At 70.9% G+C, this 17,524-nt stretch carries 13 protein-coding genes and 1 pseudogene; 10 read left to right on the top strand and 4 right to left on the bottom strand.

The genetic code is table 11. The features are described 5' to 3' along the window. Window positions 1-21: 21 nt before the first annotated feature. The 8 genes from cobT to ACQEVJ_RS09745 all read left to right on the top strand — a co-directional run bounded on the left by cobT (window position 22) and on the right by ACQEVJ_RS09745 (window position 11,014). Window positions 22-1,107 carry a nicotinate-nucleotide--dimethylbenzimidazole phosphoribosyltransferase gene (gene cobT, locus ACQEVJ_RS09710; RefSeq protein ID WP_433099348.1) on the top strand — a complete coding sequence of 362 codons (1,086 nt, stop codon included), beginning with the start codon at window positions 22-24 and terminating at the stop codon, window positions 1,105-1,107. 128 nt (window positions 1,108-1,235) lie between these two features. Further along, a complete protein-coding gene (gene cobA / locus ACQEVJ_RS09715; protein ID WP_433099350.1) occupies window positions 1,236-2,468 on the top strand; it encodes a uroporphyrinogen-III C-methyltransferase in 1,233 nt (410 codons plus the stop codon). Further along, window positions 2,465-4,552 (top strand): dynamin family protein, encoded by a 2,088-nt coding sequence (locus ACQEVJ_RS09720; RefSeq protein WP_433099352.1) that lies wholly within the window; start codon window positions 2,465-2,467, stop codon window positions 4,550-4,552. Before cobA ends, ACQEVJ_RS09720 begins: the two co-directional genes overlap by 4 nt. Window positions 4,553-4,610: 58 nt before the next feature. Beyond that, the gene (locus tag ACQEVJ_RS09725) at window positions 4,611-6,242 is read left to right on the top strand and encodes a GTPase (RefSeq protein ID WP_433099354.1); all 1,632 of its coding nucleotides are present in this window, start codon (window positions 4,611-4,613) and stop codon (window positions 6,240-6,242) included. Between the two features lie 149 nt (window positions 6,243-6,391). Further along, complete coding sequence (locus tag ACQEVJ_RS09730) at window positions 6,392-7,171, top strand: single-stranded DNA-binding protein (protein ID WP_433099356.1); 780 nt, start codon at window positions 6,392-6,394, stop codon at window positions 7,169-7,171. 293 nt (window positions 7,172-7,464) lie between these two features. Further along, the gene (locus tag ACQEVJ_RS09735) at window positions 7,465-8,766 is read left to right on the top strand and encodes a GGDEF domain-containing protein (RefSeq protein ID WP_433099358.1); all 1,302 of its coding nucleotides are present in this window, start codon (window positions 7,465-7,467) and stop codon (window positions 8,764-8,766) included. Window positions 8,767-8,776: 10 nt separating this feature from the next. Further along, complete coding sequence (gene ettA / locus ACQEVJ_RS09740) at window positions 8,777-10,441, top strand: energy-dependent translational throttle protein EttA (protein WP_433099360.1); 1,665 nt, start codon at window positions 8,777-8,779, stop codon at window positions 10,439-10,441. Between the two features lie 84 nt (window positions 10,442-10,525). Beyond that, window positions 10,526-11,014 (top strand): acyl-CoA thioesterase, encoded by a 489-nt coding sequence (locus ACQEVJ_RS09745; RefSeq protein WP_433099362.1) that lies wholly within the window; start codon window positions 10,526-10,528, stop codon window positions 11,012-11,014. Window positions 11,015-11,111: 97 nt separating this feature from the next. Here the strand turns inward: ACQEVJ_RS09745 and ACQEVJ_RS09750 are convergent, their stop codons facing one another. The 4 genes and pseudogenes from ACQEVJ_RS09750 to ACQEVJ_RS09765 all read right to left on the bottom strand — a co-directional run bounded on the left by ACQEVJ_RS09750 (window position 11,112) and on the right by ACQEVJ_RS09765 (window position 14,848). After that, window positions 11,112-12,662: a glycoside hydrolase family 13 protein gene (locus ACQEVJ_RS09750; protein ID WP_433099364.1), complete on the bottom strand. Its 1,551-nt coding sequence runs from the start codon at window positions 12,660-12,662 to the stop codon at window positions 11,112-11,114. A 36-nt stretch (window positions 12,663-12,698) separates the two neighbouring features. Next, window positions 12,699-13,058, bottom strand: a pseudogene (locus tag ACQEVJ_RS09755) (globin); the annotation flags it as partial. A 52-nt stretch (window positions 13,059-13,110) separates the two neighbouring features. Then, on the bottom strand, window positions 13,111-14,061 hold the full coding sequence (locus ACQEVJ_RS09760) for a mechanosensitive ion channel family protein (RefSeq protein WP_433099366.1): 951 nt from the start codon (window positions 14,059-14,061) through the stop codon (window positions 13,111-13,113). A gap of 526 nt (window positions 14,062-14,587) precedes the next feature. Then, window positions 14,588-14,848 carry a hypothetical protein gene (locus ACQEVJ_RS09765; protein ID WP_030509616.1) on the bottom strand — a complete coding sequence of 87 codons (261 nt, stop codon included), beginning with the start codon at window positions 14,846-14,848 and terminating at the stop codon, window positions 14,588-14,590. A gap of 334 nt (window positions 14,849-15,182) precedes the next feature. Between ACQEVJ_RS09765 and ACQEVJ_RS09770 the strand changes: the two genes are divergently transcribed. After that, window positions 15,183-16,772, top strand: coding sequence for a tetratricopeptide repeat protein (locus tag ACQEVJ_RS09770; RefSeq protein WP_433099369.1), 1,590 nt, complete (start codon window positions 15,183-15,185; stop codon window positions 16,770-16,772). Between the two features lie 21 nt (window positions 16,773-16,793). Further along, the gene (locus ACQEVJ_RS09775; RefSeq protein ID WP_433099371.1) at window positions 16,794-17,360 is read left to right on the top strand and encodes a GNAT family N-acetyltransferase; all 567 of its coding nucleotides are present in this window, start codon (window positions 16,794-16,796) and stop codon (window positions 17,358-17,360) included. Window positions 17,361-17,524 lie beyond the last annotated feature (164 nt).

Genomic DNA, 17,524 nt, shown 5'->3' on the forward strand with positions numbered 1-17,524 from the left:
CGCCGCGCAGAAGGAGAGAGCATGACGTCCCTCGGCGAGACGATCGGCGCCATCCGCCCGGTCGAGCCCGGTCCCATGGCGGAGGCCAGGGCCCACCAGGACAGGCTCACCAAGCCGAGCGGCTCACTCGGGGTGCTCGAGGACGTCGCGGTGCGGCTCGCCGGCATCGCCGGGACCTGCCCGCCGCCGCTCCCGGTCCCGGCCGCCCTGGCGATCTTCGCCGCCGATCACGGCGTGCACGCGCAGGGGGTGAGCCCCTGGCCGCAGGAGGTCACCGCGCAGATGGTGGCCAACTTCACGGCGGGAGGAGCCGTCGCCAACGTGTTCGCCGCCGAGGTGGGCGCGTCGGTGACCGTGGTGGACGTGGGCGTCGCGGCCGACCTGCCGCCCGCCCCCCGGCTGCTCGCCCGCAAGGTCGCGTACGGCACGGCCGACCTGTCGCAGGGCCCCGCCATGACGCAGGAGCAGGCCACCGCGGCCCTGACGGCCGGGATCGAGGTCGCCCGCGACCTGGTGGACGCGGGCGGGCGCTGCCTGGTCACCGGCGACATGGGCATCGCGAACACCACCGCGTCGGCCGCCCTGATCTGCGCCTTCACCGGCAAGCCCGCCGCCGAGGTCACCGGGCGGGGGACCGGCGTCGACGACGCCACCTACGAGCACAAGATCGGGATCGTACGGCGGGGCCTGCGGGCCAACGGGATCACCGAGGCGGGAGCCGTACCGGCCGGGCCCGACGAGGCGCTGCGCGTGCTCGCGGCGGTCGGCGGCCTGGAGCACGCGGCGATCGCCGGTTTCGTGCTCGGCGCCGCCGCGGCGCGGGTGCCCGTCATCCTCGACGGGGTGATCGCCGGAGCGGCGGCCCTGGTGGCCGGCGCGCTCGTGCCCGACGCGATCGGCTACTGCCTGGCCGGGCACCGCTCGGCCGAGCCCGGCCACGCGGCGGCGCTGACCCACCTGGGCCTCGACCCGCTCGTCGACCTGCGGCTGCGCCTCGGAGAGGGAACCGGCGGTCTGCTCGCCCACCCTCTGGTCAGCGCGGCGGCGCGGGTCATGCACGAGGTCGCCACCTTCGACTCCGCGGGCGTGGCGGACAAGGGCGAGTGAGCCCCGTGCGGGCCCGCGGGCGATCGCGTCGTGGCCTCACAAGTCTCATCCTGTGAATGTCGCCCGAGCCCAGCGGGTAGGTTTGCCTCCTAACAATGCACGCTTGACGCAATAGGGAGACAGGGGTCATGGCGCCCTACCTGCTCGGCCTCCGCCTCGATGGGCGGCGTGTGCTCGTGGTCGGCGGCGGACGCGTCGCTCAGCGACGGGTCCCCGCACTGCTCGACGCCGGAGCCTCCGTCACCCTGGTCTCGCCCAGTGTCACCCCGGCGCTGGACGACCTCATCGCCACCGGGCGGGTGACCTGGGAGCGGCGGCCCTACCAGGTCGGCGACTGCGACGGCGCCTGGCTGGTGCACGCCTGCACCGACCACCGCGACGTCAACACCGCGGTCGCCGCCGAGGCCGAGGCCAAGCGCATCTGGTGCGTGCGGGCCGACGACAAGGACGCCTCCGCGGCCTGGACCCCCGCCAGCGGGCGGGTGGAGGAGATCGGCGTGGCGGTCACCGCCGGTGGCGACCCCCGCCGCGCGGCCGGCATCCGCGACGCCATCGTGGGCGCGCTACGCGACGGCACCGTGGACGCCCGGCGGCACCGCACCAAGCCGGTCGGCGTCGCGCTGGTGGGTGGCGGCCCCGGCGACCCGGGCCTGATCACCGTGCGGGGACGCCAGCTCCTGGCCCAGGCCGACGTGGTCGTGGCCGACCGCCTCGCGCCGCGCGCCCTCCTGGACGAGCTGTCGCCCGACGTCGAGCTGATCGACGCGGCGAAGGTGCCGTACGGCCGGTCGCTGCCCCAGGAGAAGATCAACGAACTGCTCATCGAGCACGCCCGCAAGGGCAGATTCGTCGTACGGCTGAAGGGCGGCGACCCGTTCGTCTTCGGCCGCGGCGGCGAGGAGATGATCGCCTGTGCGCGGGCGGGCATCCCGGTGACCGTGGTGCCCGGGATCACCAGCGCGGTCGCGGTCCCCGGGGCCGCCGGAGTCCCGGTCACCCATCGCGGGGTGAGCCAGGAGTTCCACGTCATCTCCGTGCACGTCGCTCCCGGCGACCTCAGGTCCACCGTCGACTGGGCCGGATTGGCGAGATCGACGGGAACCCTGATACTTCTCATGGCGGTCGAACGGATCAAGGAGATCGCCGAAACGCTGGTCCGAGACGGACGTTCACCGGAAACTCCCGTGATGGTGGTACAGGACGGTACTCTTCCGACCCAGCGAGCCGTTGCCGCCACCTTGTCGACCGTGGCGGAACGGGTGACCGCGGCCGGAGTGCGGCCTCCGGCGATCGTGATCGTCGGCGAGGTCGTCAAGGTCGGCCAGGAGATCGAAATGGTGCGAGCGGAGCGGGTCCCGTGAGATCGGCAGCCAGGAACACGCCCGACCACGGGGCCGGTGCGGGTTCCGGCGACGCCGTGACCGAGGAGCCGGACATCGAGGAGCACCCGGAGTCGCCGGGCGAGCAGACCGTGGCGTTCCGCCCGATCCGCGACGACGAGCCCGCGCCGGAGCCCGCTTGGCGTCCCTCGGGCTCGGACGGACGGCTGTCCGCCGGGTCCGCCTCGGACGCGACCGAGGACGAAGCCTCCGACGAGGATGTCCCCGCACCCGAGGCCGACTCCGTACCGCCCGCCGAGGGCAGCGCGGACGGCGACGGCGAACAGGACGCAGAAGACGCCGAGGACGCGGAGGACCTCGAGGAGGGCGCCGAAGACGCGGAGGATGCCGAGGACGCGGACGCGTCCGACGAGGATCTCGTCCGTTCGTTCCCGATGCCGGAGCCGGTCTCCGCGGCACTGACCGAGGCGCTCAACCAGCTCCGTACGGCGGTGAAGGGCCTGCACTTCGGTCTCGACGTGCCGGGTTCGGATGAGGCGCGCAAGGCGCAGGCGGCGGTCCTGGCGCAGCTCGACGACTACGTCATCCCGCGCGTCCACATGAGCACCGCGCCCGCGCTGATCGTCGTGGCCGGTTCGACGGGGGCGGGCAAGTCCACCATCGTCAACTCGCTCGCCGGGGGGAAGGTCTCGGCCACGGGAGTGCGCCGCCCGACCACGGCGACGCCCGTGATCGTCTGCCACCCCGACGACCACGAGTGGTACGCGCGGGGCGCCCTCCTCGGCGGCCTGGAAAGGCTCGAAACACCCACGCGGGACGCCGCGCCCGGCAGCGTGGTGCTGGCGTCGAGCCCGTCCCTGCCCCGGGGGCTCGCGCTGCTCGACACGCCCGACATCGACTCGGTCGTGGAGGAGCACCACGAGATCGCGCACCGCATGCTGGACGCCGCCGACCTGTGGGTGTTCGTCACCACGGCGTCCCGATACGCCGACGCGCCGTCCTGGGGCCTGCTGCGCCGGGCCAAGGAGCGCGGGGCGCGCCTGGTCATCGTGCTGTCCCGCGTGCCGCCGAGGTCCCGCGAGGTCGTCGTCAAGCACTTCGGCCGGATGCTGAACGAGTACGGCCTGGGCGAGGCCGAGTGCTTCGTCATCAACGAGACGTCCGTGCAGGACGGGCGGCTGCCCGAGATCGAGATCGCGGATCTCCGCATCTGGCTGTCCGCGCTGTCGGTCGACGACGAGCGGCGGGAGGCGGCGGTCAAGGCGACGCTGAACGGCGTGCTGAACAGCTTCCGCATCCGGCTGCCCGCGCTCGCCCGGCACCTCGAGACCCAGGTCGCCCTGCGCGCCGATCTGCGCTCCGACGTCGACTCCGCGTACATGGGCGCCCTGGCGCGGATCGACGAGGCGACCAGGGACGGCTCGCTGCTGCGCGGGGAGGTGCTCGCGCGGTGGCAGGACTTCGCCGGCTCGGGCGACCTGATGCGCACGCTGCAATTGCGCCGCGGCGCCAAGGGCCACCAGCAGGGCCCCGAGCGGGTACGCGGGCTGAAGGCCGCCGTGCGGGCGGGCCTCGAAGCGCTGGTCAACTCGGCCGTCCAGCAGGCCGCCGAGGAGGTCGTGGCGCGCTGGCGGCAGCGGGCGGGCGCGGGCGACCGGCTGGCCGCGACACCGGGGCTCGGCCACCCGTCGGAGGAGATCGTCCGCAGGACCACCAGGACCATCACCGCCTGGCAGGACCACGTCACCGAACTGATCCGCACCGAGGGCGTGACCAAGCGGTCGGTGGCCAAGCTGATCTCCTTCGACGTGGAGTCGCTCTCGCTGATCTTCATGATCGGCCTGCTCGGCTACGGCGCCACGGACGCGCCGGCGGGCGCGGGCGCCGGCGCGCTACCCCAGCGGCTGCTGCGCGGCCTGCTCGGCGCCGAGTCGCTGCGCAACATCAGCGCCAAGGCCCGCAGCGACCTGCGCGCCCGCGTGGGCCTGCTCTTCGACGAGGAGACCCTTCGGTACGTCGACGCGCTCGACAGCGCCGGCATCCCGGACGAGGCCGCGGCGACGCGGCTGTACCAGGCAACGTACAACCTCGAGGTCGCACGATGACGGAGCCGATCCGGCAGATCACGCTCGGGTACGCCTCCGCCACCACGGTGAGGAATCCATGACGGCTGTCAGCACCGCCGAAACGCAGCACGGGCTCGGCTCCAGGCTCGCCGCCCTGGCCAAGATCGTCGAGCTGGGACAGGGCCGGCTCGACCCGGAGCTGGTCACGGAGGCCGCCCAGCTCCTGCTGCGCGCTGGCGATCGGCTCAAGCTGTCGCCCGACCACACGGTCGTCGCGCTCGCCGGTGGCACGGGCAGCGGGAAGTCGTCCCTGTTCAACGCCATCTCCACGCTGGAGCTTTCGCCCATCGGCGTACGCAGGCCGACCACGGCGCGCACCCACGCCTGTGTGTGGGGCATCGACGGCGCGGGCCCGCTGCTCGACTGGCTGCAGATCCAGTGGCGGCACCGGTTCGCCCGCGCCAGCGCCCTCGACAAGGGCGAGAGCCAGCTGCACGGGCTGATCCTGCTCGACCTGCCCGACCACGACTCGATCCGCGCGCTCACCGACCACGAGGCCCACCGGCTGATCCAGGTGGCCGACCTCATCGTGTGGGTGCTCGACCCGCAGAAGTACGCCGACGCCTCGGTGCACCGGCGTTACGTGACCGAGCTGACCGGGCACGACGCGGTGACGGTCTTCGTGCTGAACCAGTCCGACCGGCTCACCCCGGAGGAGCAGGCGGAGTGCGTGGCCGACCTGGAGGACCTTCTCCGGCGTGAGGGCGTATCCCATCCCCGGGTGGTCGCGACGTCCGCCACCACCGGCAAGGGCGTGGACAGCCTGAAGGCCGTCCTGGCCGAGTCCGTGGCCGCCCGGCATGCGGCCTACCGGCGCCTGGAGGCCGACCTCGACCGGCTGGTGCTGCGCCTGGTGAAGGACCTGCCGGAGCTGCTGCGGGTGGATCCCACGGTGGACGGCGCGCGGCGTGCCGGGCTGGTCGACGCGCTGTGCGACGCGATCGGCGTCTCCGCTCTCGGCGAGGCCCTCGAGAACGTGTACGCGGTCCGGTCCGCCGACTGGGTCGGCTGGCCGTACGCGCGCTGGGCGGCCCGGCTGCGGCCCGATCCGCTGAAGAGCCTGCGTCTGGGGGCCGTGAAGGACGACATCCGCAGCCTGGTCGCGAGTTCGGTCACCGCCCAGCCCGCCGAGGTGGACAACGCCGTGCAGGCGCTGGCCGACGGGCTGACTGCCGGCATGCCCGAGGTGTGGCGCGACGGCGTGCGCGAGGCGGCCCGCTCGCGGGTGGACGAGCTCCCCGGAGCGCTGTCGGACGAGCTGTCGGAGGTGGCTCCGCCGCTCGACCGGGTGCCCGCCTGGTGGTGGCTGCTGAAGATCTGGCAGTACCTCCTGGTGCTCATGTTCATCGCGAGCCTCGCCTGGGCGGGCGCGATCCTCGCGTACGGCGTGTTCAAGGCGGGACGTCCGCCGGCCGAGGTCCTCGGCGACGTGGCCGTGCTGCCCTGGGTGGGGCTGATGATGATCAGCGTCCTCGGGCTCGGCCTGTTCTCGGCCATGGCGAGCAGGAACTTCGTGGTGCTCGCGGCGGGCAAGGAACGCGACCGGCTGGACCACGACATGAGACGCCGCGTGGGCGTCCTGGCGCAGGACATGGTCGTCCAGCCGGTCGAGCGCGAGCTGAACCGCTACAACGAGTTCTTCGGTGCGATGGCGGCCGCCCGGCGCTGAACGGTGTGCCGCCCGTCGGCGGTCGGGCGGGAGCGTTGTCCACAGGCGCGGCTTCATCCACAGAACGCGTTTCTGGGCCGTGCGGCGGTGGGGCGCGCGGCCAGTGTGTCCCCGAGCCCGGCGAGTGACCGGGCCGGGGAGGCACTTCGATGAACGACATCTACGTCACGCTGAGCGGGAACGTCACCGACGACCCCCGGCAGTACCAGTTCCGCGACGGCTCACGTGTCACCTCGATGCGGATGGCCGTCAACAGGCGCGTCCTCGACCAGCAGACCAACACCTGGCAGACCAGGGACACCACCTACTACACCGTGCGGTGCTACCGCGGCCTGGCGGACAACGTGCAGCAGTCGATCCGCAAGGGCCACCCGGTCGTGGTGTACGGCAAGCTGCGGATCAAGCAGTTCGAGCGCGACGGTGAGCAGCGGTTCTGGGCGGAGATCGAGGCCGGCTCGGTGGGCCATGACCTCAAGTGGGGGATCGCCACGTTCGAGAAGCCGATCCGGGCCTACTCGGCGGGCGCGCCGAGCGACGGCGAGCGCCAGGCGATGGAAGACGCGACGCGCGAGTGGGAGCTGACCGGTCCCACCGCCCTCGGTGGGGCGTCCGTCGTCGAGGGAGGCGGCGACGAGGCGTTCGACGCCCTCGTCGGCGAACGAGGCGTGAACGGCTCGGCCCTTCCTGCCGCCGGAGCGTGGGGGACCGCCGGCGCTCGCCAGGCCGACGGAGCCTGGCAGCCCGGCGACACGCGACAGGCCGCCGCGCCGGAGGAGACGGACGCGGGAGACGCGCCGGAGGCGACGGCCGCGACCGTCGCGACCGACCCGGCCGATACGCCGGATCCGGAGAGCGCGGACCCGGAGAGCGCGGACAATGACCGTCAGGACAGCGGCGACCCCTGGCTCCCACGCGCTCTGGCCGCCTGACCGAAGCCCGCGCGGCAGGGTCGTGACCATGGCCGTGCCGCGGACGACCGCGGCACGGCCACGCCCATAGCCGGCTTGTGCAATCGGGAGGGCGCGGCACTGCGTCGCGCGCCGCGGGTGAGTCTCGGTGAGGCGGCGACGGAGGGTCCGCGGGCAAACCGCCGCAGATGCCTCCTTAGTCCATCAGATACAGATGGCCATCGTGCCAAGGTAGCGGTTCCCGTCGCGCATCGCACACTCCGCAACTATTGTGTTACTCATCGTGAGTTGGGCTTCGGCTACTGGGGGGCGGGATGACGGCAACCGGTCAGACCTCGGCCAGGCCGCGAAGCGCGATCTGCTCACGAAGTCGCTGGCCGTTGCTGGCCCAGCCGCCCGCCCTCGTGTCCTACGTGTGCGCGATCGTGGCGTTCGACGCGGTCCTGATCGCGGTGCTCGCGAGATCCACGGCGTTCCACGCCCACCACCTCGCCATGTTCGGGGCGCTCACCGCGTGCGGTGCGGTGTGCATCGAGGCGACCCGCCGCCTCGGCATGCCCGCCGGTGTGTCCCGTGACCTGCTGTCCGCCTGGTGGTTGCCGGTGGCGTTCCTGCTTCCGCCGGTCTACGCCCTGCTCGCGCCCATACCGATGCAGATCCTGCTGCAGCTCAGGGTCCGGGCGACCGTGCTGTACCGCCGGGTGTTCAGCGCGGCGGCGATCGGACTCGCGGCGGCCAGCGCCTCGGCCGTCTTCCATCGCTGGGTCTCCGTCCCCACGCACCTGTCGTCGGGGCAGGGCGGGCCGATCGCGGTCGCGGCGGCCTGCGCGGTGCTGTTCACGGTGCTCAACACGGCCCTGATCGCGGTCGCGGCGCACGCGTCCGACCCGGAGGGCCGCTGGGGCGAGGTCCTGTGGGACCGCGAACGCGTCCTGCTCGACGCGGTCGAGCTCTGCCTCGGCGTGCTCGTCGCGGTCGTCTGCGGCCTCAACCTGGCGCTGCTGCTGCTCGTGCTGCCGCCCGTCGTGCTGCTCCAGCGGAGCCTGCTGCACGCCCAGCTCCAGGCCGCGGCCCGCACGGACCCGAAGACGGGCCTGCTGAACGCGGCCGCCTGGCAGCGGGAGGCGGACACGGAGATCGTCAGGGCCCAGCGGACCGGGGAGGCACTCGCGCTGGTCCTGGTGGACATCGACCACTTCAAGAAGGTCAACGACACCTACGGCCACCTGGTGGGCGACCAGGTCCTCGCCCAGGTGGCCGCCACCCTCCGTACGCAACTGCGCGAGTACGACGTGGTGGGGCGGTTCGGCGGCGAGGAGTTCGTCGTGCTGCTGCCCGGCGCCGACGTGCACGAGGCGAGGCGGGTGGCCGAGCGGCTGCGCACCCGCGTGGGCCGGATGGTGGTCCCCGCCGAGCAGGCGACGGTCACGGTCACGGTCTCCGCCGGGGTGGCCATCATGAACGTTCACGGTGAGGACCTCATCGAGTTGCTGGCCGCCGCCGACCTCGCCCTCTACCGTGCCAAAGAGCTCGGCAGGGACAGGATCTGCCTCCCGGCCGCCCCAGTGGCCCCACCTCCCCGCAGCGCGGACGGCGCTGCCGGTGCGATCCCCTAGGCTTGAAGGTATGCCGGAGTACATCTACACGTTGCAGCGCGTGCGCAAAGCGCACGGTGACAAGGTGGTCCTCGACGACGTCACGCTGTCGTTCCTGCCGGGGGCCAAGATCGGCGTCCTGGGCCCGAACGGCACGGGCAAGTCGACGCTGCTCAAGATGATGGCGGGGCTGGAGCAGCCGTCCAACGGCGAGGCCCGGCTGATGCCCGGCTTCACGGTCGGAATCCTGCTGCAGGAGCCGTCGCTCAACGAGTCGAAGACCGTGCTCGGGAACGTCGAGGAGGGCGTCGCCGAGACCAAGGCGATGCTCGACCGGTTCAACGAGATCGCCGAGCAGATGGCCACCGACTACAGCGACGAACTGCTGGAGGAGATGGGCCGCCTGCAGGACGCGCTCGACCACCGCAACGCATGGGACCTCGACAGCCAGCTCGAACAGGCCATGGACGCGCTGCGCTGCCCGCCGCCCGACGCCGAGGTGACCACGCTCAGCGGTGGCGAGCGGCGCCGAGTGGCGCTGTGCAAGCTGCTGCTGGAGCAGCCCGACCTGCTGCTGCTCGACGAGCCCACCAACCACCTCGACGCCGAGAGCGTCCAGTGGCTGGAGCAGCACCTGGAGAAGTACCCGGGCACCGTCCTGGCCGTCACCCACGACCGTTACTTCCTCGACAACGTGGCCGGCTGGATCCTGGAGCTCGACCGCGGCCGGTGCTTCGCCTACGAGGGCAACTACTCCACCTACCTGGAGGCCAAGACCGCGCGTCTGAGGGTCGAGGGCCAGAAGGACGTCAAGCGCAAGAAGCGCCTGGAGGAGGAGCTGGAGTGGGTGCGCTCCAACGCGCGCGCCCGCCAGACCAAGAGCCGCGCCCGTCTCCAGCGCTACGAGGAGATGGCCGCCGAAGCCGACAAGTACCGCAAGCTCGACTTCGAGGAGATCCAGATCCCGCCGGGCCCGCGCCTGGGCACGACGGTCATCCGGGCGGAGAAGCTGAGCAAGGGCTTCAGCGACCGGCTGCTCATGGACGAGCTGTCCTTCGACCTGCCCCGCAACGGCATCGTCGGCATCATCGGCCCGAACGGCGTCGGCAAGACCACGCTGTTCCGGATGATCACGGGTTCCGAGACTCCGGACACCGGGTCCGTCACGGTCGGCGAGACCGTCAAGATCTCGTACGTGGACCAGGGCAGGGCCGGCATCGACCCGAGCAAGAACGTCTGGCAGGTCGTCTCCGACGGGCTCGACCACATCAAGGTCGGCAACGTCGAGATGCCCTCGCGGGCGTACGTCGCGGCGTTCGGCTTCAAGGGCCCCGACCAGCAGAAGCTCGCTGGTGTCCTGTCCGGCGGCGAGCGCAACCGGCTCAACCTCGCGCTCACCCTCAAGCAGGGCGGCAACGTGCTGCTCCTGGACGAGCCCACCAACGACCTCGACACCGAGACGTTGTCCAGCCTGGAGAACGCGCTGCTCGACTTCCCGGGCTGCGCCGTGATCACCTCGCACGACCGGTGGTTCCTCGACCGCATCGCCACCCACATCCTGGCGTGGGAAGAGGGCTCGAACTGGTTCTGGTTCGAGGGCAACTTCGCCGACTACGAGAAGAACAAGATCGAGCGCCTGGGCGCGGACGCCGCCCGCCCCCACCGCGTCACCTACCGCAAGCTCACCCGCGACTGAGCCGCGTCCCCTTCCGCTGTACGCGGGCCTTCCGTCCCGTCCCCCGCCGCCGCGCGGGGGACGGGCACCCGTTAGGTTTGACCGGTGACCGAGCTGCGCCATCTCCCAGAGCAGGTGACCCGTTACGTCTTCGAGCGCAAGGTGCGCTTCGCCGACATCGACAGCTTCGGCCACGTCAACAACGTCCGCTTCTTCGACTTCCTAGAGGACGCGCGGGTGTCCATGCTGTGGGAGCGGCCGCGTGAGATCACCGGCCGCCGGCAGGACCTGGTGGTCGCCCGGCACGAGATCGACTACCGGCGGCCCCTGACCTTCCGCTCCGATCCCGTCCGCGTCGAGATGTGGGTCACCGAGATCTCCAGGGTCCGTTTCACCCTCGCGTACGAGATCCGCGACGACGAGACGCTCTACGTCGAGGCGAGCACGGTCATGGTCGCCTACGACGCCGCGGCGGCACGCCCCCGCAGGCTCGACGAGGACGAACTCGCGTACCTCAAGCGATTCGCCGGCCGAGACCACGCTGCTGGGCACATATGGCCCACGCCGGGCGCGGCGTCGCCGCCACCGGCGTAGCCGCCCGCATCCGCCCGGCGTTCACCAGGCGGACTGAAGCGATCGTGACCGGCCGCGGCGGCGAAGAGCCCGCGGCCGGTCCGGAGGCAGGGCGAGGTCAGCCGGTGAGCAGCCAGGCGGCCGTGTCGGCGGGAAGTGCGGTGCCGTCGAGCGGGCCGCTGGTGATCAGCACCTGGTCGTGGGGCGGGAGCGCGACCGCGCCCTCGCCGCAGTTGATCACGCAGATCAGCCGGCCCCGCTGGAAGAGCAGCGTCTCCTCCGGCGACTCCAGCCAGGTGATCGCGTCGGGCAGCGTGCCGCGCAGCTCCCGGCGCGTCTGCAGCACCCGGCGGTAGAACCACAGCGTGGAGGACGGGTCGGCCGCCTGCCGTTCGGCCGTGAAGTCCGCCCAGTCCGCCGGCTGGGGCAGCCACGACCCGCCAGGCCCGAAGCCGTACGGCGGCTCGGTGCCCGTCCAGGGCAGCGGCACCCGGCAGCCGTCGCGGCCCGGCACCTCGCCGTTCGACCGCGCGAAGATCGGATCCTGCCGCGCCTCCGGCGGCAGGTCGGTGACCTCGGGCAGCCCGAGCTCCTCACCCTGGTACAGGTAGGCCGACCCCGGCAGGGCGAGCATGGTGAGCAGCGCCGCGCGGGCCCGTGCCAGACCTGCTCCCGGGTTGAGCGACCCCTGGCCGTAGCGGGTCACGTGCCGTACGACGTCGTGGTTGGACAGCACCCAGGTCGGCGAGGCGAGGGACTTGAGTGTGTCGTCGATGACCTTCCGGAAGGCCGTGGCCGACCAGGGGGCCTCCAGCCAGGCGAAGTTGAAGCTCTGGTGCAGCTCGTCCGGCCGCACGTACAACGCGAGGTCCTCGGCCGAGTCCGTCCAGACCTCGCCGACGGCGACGCGGACACCGGGATAGGAGTCGAGCACCCGCCGCCAGTCGCGGTAGATGTCGTGCACCTCCGGCTGGCTCCAGATCGGCGATTTCGAGGTGAAGCCAGGATCGGTGTCGGGCAGCCCTTCCGCCTTGATCAGGCCCATCGCGACGTCGATCCGGAAGCCGTCCACCCCTCGGTCGAGCCAGAACCGCAGGATGTCGAGGAACTCCTCCCGCACCTCCGGGTTGCGCCAGTTGAAGTCGGGCTGTTCGGGCGCGAACAGGTGGAGGTACCACTGCCCGTCCGGCACCTGGGTCCACGCCGGACCCCCGAAGGTCGACAGCCAGTTGTTCGGCTCTCCGTGGCCGCTTCCGCCGCCCTCGGGACCGCCGTCCCGGAACATGTACCGCTCGCGCTCCTGGGAGCCCCTGGGGGACGCCAGGGCCTTCTGGAACCAGGGGTGGGCCGACGAGCTGTGGTTCGGCACGATGTCCACCATCAGCCGCAGGCCGTGGGCGTGCGCGTCGGCGACCAGGTCGTCGAAGTCGGCCAGCGAACCGAACAGCGGATCGACGTCGCGGTAGTCCGCCACGTCGTAGCCGCCGTCGGCCATGGGGGAGGGGTAGAAGGGGGTCAGCCAGATCGCGTCGATGCCGAGCTCGGCGAGGTAGGGCAGGCGGTCGCGGATTCCCGCCAGGTCGCCCGTACCGTCGCCGGAGGCGTCGGCGAAGCTGCGAACGTAGATCTCATAGACAACGGCATCACGCCACCAGGGGGTTGTTTCCATGAGTCTTGGGCTGCCCGCTGCTTCCGTTACTTATGCGTTGACCATGCTGTGGGCGGCGTAGACGAGGTAGTCCCACAGCTGCTTCTCGTGCTCGGCCGGCAGGCCGAGGGAACGCACGGCGTCGCCCATGTGCCGCAGCCAGGCGTCCCGCTCCGCCTCGCCGATCACGAACGGCACGTGCCGCATCCGCAGCCGGGGGTGGCCGCGCTGCTCGCTGTAGGTCCTCGGGCCGCCCCAGTACTGCATGAGGAACAGGCGCAGCCGCTCCTCCGCCCCGGTGAGGTCCTCCTCGGGATACATCGGGCGCAGCAGCGGGTCTTCCGCGACGCCCTCGTAGAACCGGCGGACGAGGCGCTCGAAGGCCTCCTCGCCGCCGATCGCCTCAAAGAAGGACAGGGTCTGCTCGCTGGTCACGATTTCAGCCTAAGACAGTTACCGGTCGGTAAGGTCAGGTGGCGAAGGCGAGGCTCTTCTCGTCGAAGGCCCGCTTCACCCGCAGGCGCAGCTCACGGGCGACCTCCTGGTGCCGCGCGGGCATGGTCTTCACGCTGACCCGGAAGATGACGGACGAGCCCGACACCGACTCCAAGCCGAAGACCTGCGGCTCCTCGACGATGATCGTGTCCCGGTACTCCGGGTCCTCCCACATGTCGAGCGCGAGGTCCTTCAGCAGCTCGCGGACCGTCGCCACGTCGCTGTCGTACGGAACCGGGACGTCCACCACGGCCCGCGACCAGCCCTGCGACTCGTTGCCGACCCGGGTGATCGTGCCGTTGCGCACGTACCAGACCTTGCCGTCGGCGTCGCGCAGGCGGGTGATGCGGAGCGTGACGGCCTCCACCGTGCCGACGGCCACCCCGGTGTCGATCACGTCGCCGACGCCGTACTGGTCTTCCAGCAGCATGAACATGCCGGCGATGAAGTCCTTGACCAGCTCCTGGGCGCCGAAGCCGACCGCCACACCGAGGATGCCGATGCTCGTGAGCAACGGCGCCAGCTCGACCCCGAGCTTCGCGAAGACCATCAAGGCCGCGGTGCCCAGGATCACGACGGACGCGATGCTCCGCAGCACCGAGCCCATCGTCTCGGCCCGCGCCCTGCGGCGCTCGGTCATGATCGCCGCAGCGGCCTCCGTGCTGGTCAGCACGGTCTTGCCGCGCAGCCGTTCCGGCAGCACGCCGACGCTGGCCCGCATGGTGAGCCGGGTGATCAGCCGGTGCACGACGTTCCGGATGATCAGTGCCCCGGCCAGGATCAGGACGATCAGGAGCAGCACGTCCATGATGCCCGCCACGAGCTGCACCCAGGCGGGGAAGGCTCTGCCGGGCAGGGCGCTGTTCAGGACGGTGCAGAAGACGCCCTCGTTGTTCGCACACGCCTCCGATACCTTCGCGACCATCGCATCCGCGTCGGGAATGGGCGGTTCAGGACTGGGCGTCGCGGGCGACAGCGGTAACACGAGGTGGATCCCCCCCGGATCGGATCAACGGCAGTTCTTGAACGTAGCCAATACTGCCGACTGATCCGGCCTCCGTCACATCGCCGGGGAAGACGGAAGCGCGTCCCGTCCGGGTGCCGCGGAGGGCGGACCGGACACGCTCCAGTGACGGCGGGGCAGGGCGCGGGCGCGCACCCGGAAGCGCGTCCGACGCCGTTCTCCAAGTGGGGATCCCCTCGATCGCCGCCCGGCCCAACCTGCTCGACAGGGCCGGACGGCGGTCCATGACGACCGGCGAACCGGTCGGCCCGCAAGATGCGGGGTCGGGGCGGGCGGGACGCCGCAGCGTCGCCGTCGCGCCGGGGCGGCACGACGACCACGCTCCGCACCGGGCGTCCTGCCCGCCCCCCGAGGCCGCGGTGGATGCGGCGGCCCATGGCGATTGCGCTTTCACTGTTGCTTTCACCTTGGGGGCCGCCGCCTTCCCCTACTCGCTCACCGCGGCAAGCACGCGGGCCACCTTCGTGGCCGCTCCGGCGGGGTCGTCCGCCCGGTGCATCCGCTCACCCCAGGACCACCAGTAGTCGGCCGCCTGGCAGACGACGTTCTCCGTGAGGCTCGTCGCGTCGGGATTGATCACGCGTACGTAGGCGCGGCCCGACGGGGTGCGCACGACTCGCGCGAGTAAACCCCGCGCGTCGAGTTCGGCCACCAGATGTTCCAGGCGCCGGAAATCGTCCTCCCCCACCGTAGGTCCTCCTTCATTTCCGTTCGCGGGCGGAATGTGTACTTTGCGTTCCCGTCTGTTCACTCTGGTGCGCCCAAGATGGCTCACGGAAGTGCTCGGGTCAACGAGGGCGAGAAGTGGCCGCGGTGAAGGAAAACCCATATCGGTTGAAAGAAAACCCCTATCGGGAGACGATCCTTAATCGACACGTTCAAGTTGGGGACTTGGCCGCGCCAACTATGGTCCATCATTATGGTGTGGTCGGAGCGCGACGAGTGGGTCACTCTCCGTCACCAAGCGAGGACCGGTCGAGACCAGGGCTGCTAGTGCGGCCGGCCACGAGAGAGGGGCCGGAATGTCCGGCAGGCAACACAGGGAGACGGAGATCGCGCGTCGGATCCGGGCGCGAGGCCTGGCCACCAGGCGCAGTCTGGCCGAGATCGCCGAGGAGATCCACAACGACTGCGGGTCGCAGTTCGGCACGACCCGGATCAAGGCACATCGCCTCTCGCACGGTGTGGCGCTCGCCGACGTCATCGAGCAGGTGCGCGCTCTCTTCGAGAGGGACGGAAAAGCCGTCCCCGGCATCGGCGAGACGCTACTGTCCGCGTACGAGTCGGGCATGAAGCGGCCCGGCCCGGAGTATCTCCACTACCTGTGCTCGGTCTACCGGGTGGAACCGCTGGCCCTCGGGTTCGAAAGCCCGTGCATCTGCGGTCACGGACACCTGGCCGAATTAGGTGGCGGGGCCCCAGAAGAGGACAGACCCATCACTTCACCCGCTCCGTGGGGTGCGCCGCCCCCGTCGGGCGGCGGCACCCATTCGGTCGACGGGGGCGAGGAGGACGAGAACGTGCTACGGAGGACGCTGTTGAGGCTCCTCGCCGGCGGCACCGTTGGGGCGGTTGGGCTCAAGGAGCTCAACGAAGAGGTGCTCGGCGCGGTGGAGAACCTCCGCCGGCGGATGGACGAAACCATGGTCACGGCCACCGTCTCGCCGGCGATGCTCGACCAATGGGAGCAGGCCACGTCCGGCTTCGGGCGGCAGTACATGAACACCCCGCCTGTACGGCTGCTCTGCGACGTCATGCTGGAGTTCGCCTCGGTGCGCAAGGCCCTGGACCGCCGGCAGCCCATCGACGTGCAGGAGCGGCTGTGCCGGATGGCAGCCCAGCTCGCCGGGCTCTCAGGGATGATCATGATCGACCTGGGGGACCAGCGGATGGCCCGCTCGTTCTTCCGCACGGGCCGGATGGCGGCGGACGAGACCGGCGACCGGGCCCTGCGTGCCTGGGTCACCGCCCGGGAGGCGCTGGTCCCGCTCTACTACGGCGACCCACGCGAGGCGCTCACGCTGGCGAAGAAGAGCCGCGACCTGGCAGGCCACACCCCCTGCGCCGCGCGGACCATGGCGCCCGTCGTCGAGGCGAGGGCGCTGGCGAAGATCGCCGGTATCAACGGCTCGCGGCACGAGGTGGTCGAACAGGCCAAGCGAGCCCTGCACCGCGCCAGGGCGGCCTTCCAGCAGATGAGTGACAGCGACCGGGAGGACCCGGCCTTCGGCTACACCGAGCGGCAGCTCTACTTCTACCAGGGCGACGTCCTGGTGAAGCTGGGGCAGACCGTGGAGGCCGACGTGATCCTGGAGCAGGCACTCGCCAAGTACTCCGACGAGGACCTGCTCGACCAGACCCTGATCCGGTTCGATCAGGCGTTGTGCCGGCTCATCGACGGCGACGTCGACGCGGCGCTGAAGCTGGGCCAGGAGGCCATCGAGCTGGTCGACAAGGACTACCGGACCGACCTGCTGCTCAAACCGGCGTACGACCTGGCGAAGGCGGTCAGGGTCAAGCACGGCGACTCCCCCCGGCTGCAGGCATTCTGTGAGGTGATCAAGCAGAGCCGCGTCACGATCCCGCCGGAACTGATCCGGGACGCCGGGTGACGTGGGTACCGAGGAGGACGTGTGGCAGGAGACGCGCTGGCGGGAGATCTCGAGCCGGGAGATCCCGTGAGGGGCGGGGAGAGCGGGACCGCGCCGCTGAGGATCCGGCGATACCGCTGGTCCGACCTCGACGCGGTGTGGTCCCTCCACCAGATCGGCCTTGCCCAGGTGGGCGTCGTGCCGGGTGACGGCGTCTACTACGACGACGACTTCCCCCGGATCACCGAGGTCTACCTGGCCGCCAGGGGCGACTTCCTGGTGGGGGAGGTGCCCGGGGCGGGGCTCGTCGCGATGGGCGGCCTGCGGCGCATCGACGCCGACGCGGCCGAGATGTGCCGGCTCCGGGTCCACCCTGATCACCAGCGGCGCGGTTACGGCGCGCAGATCACGCAGGAGCTCGAGGAGCGGGCGCGGCGGCTCGGCTACAGGACGTTGCGCGGTGACACCACCCTGCGTCAGGTCGCCGCGCTGGAGCTCTATCGCAAATCCGGGTGGCGGGAGCTGAGGCGCGAGGTACGCGGCGACAACGTGGTGATTTATATCGAGAAGCAGCTAAATGCCGTAGTCTCTCCACTTTTCTCCCGATAGATAATGCTTCCATCCCTTGGCGGATAGCTGATCCCTGCGAATACTTGTGCCTTGTCCGCAAGAGTGGGGAAAGAGGCGTGATGAAGAAGATCATTATCCGCAAGCCGGGAACGACCAAGCTCAGCGGTACCTCGAGCGTCATCCACAAGGGGTGAGGGACCACC

It is taken from the genome of Microbispora sp. CA-102843, from assembly GCF_050936215.1.
Lineage (GTDB): Bacteria > Actinomycetota > Actinomycetes > Streptosporangiales > Streptosporangiaceae > Microbispora.

Excerpts from the sequence above, each read along its gene's own strand:
- cobT (WP_433099348.1), top strand. The coding sequence starts at position 22 with ATGACGTCCCTCGGCGAGACGATCGGCGCCATCCGCCCGGTCGAGCCC.
- cobA (WP_433099350.1), top strand. The coding sequence starts at position 1,236 with ATGGCGCCCTACCTGCTCGGCCTCCGCCTCGATGGGCGGCGTGTGCTC.
- ACQEVJ_RS09725 (WP_433099354.1), top strand. The coding sequence starts at position 4,611 with ATGACGGCTGTCAGCACCGCCGAAACGCAGCACGGGCTCGGCTCCAGG.
- ACQEVJ_RS09730 (WP_433099356.1), top strand. The coding sequence starts at position 6,392 with ATGAACGACATCTACGTCACGCTGAGCGGGAACGTCACCGACGACCCC.
- ACQEVJ_RS09735 (WP_433099358.1), top strand. The coding sequence starts at position 7,465 with ATGACGGCAACCGGTCAGACCTCGGCCAGGCCGCGAAGCGCGATCTGC.
- ettA (WP_433099360.1), top strand. The coding sequence starts at position 8,777 with ATGCCGGAGTACATCTACACGTTGCAGCGCGTGCGCAAAGCGCACGGT.
- ACQEVJ_RS09750 (WP_433099364.1), bottom strand. The coding sequence starts at position 12,662 with ATGGAAACAACCCCCTGGTGGCGTGATGCCGTTGTCTATGAGATCTAC.
- ACQEVJ_RS09760 (WP_433099366.1), bottom strand. The coding sequence starts at position 14,061 with ATGGTCGCGAAGGTATCGGAGGCGTGTGCGAACAACGAGGGCGTCTTC.
- ACQEVJ_RS09770 (WP_433099369.1), top strand. The coding sequence starts at position 15,183 with ATGTCCGGCAGGCAACACAGGGAGACGGAGATCGCGCGTCGGATCCGG.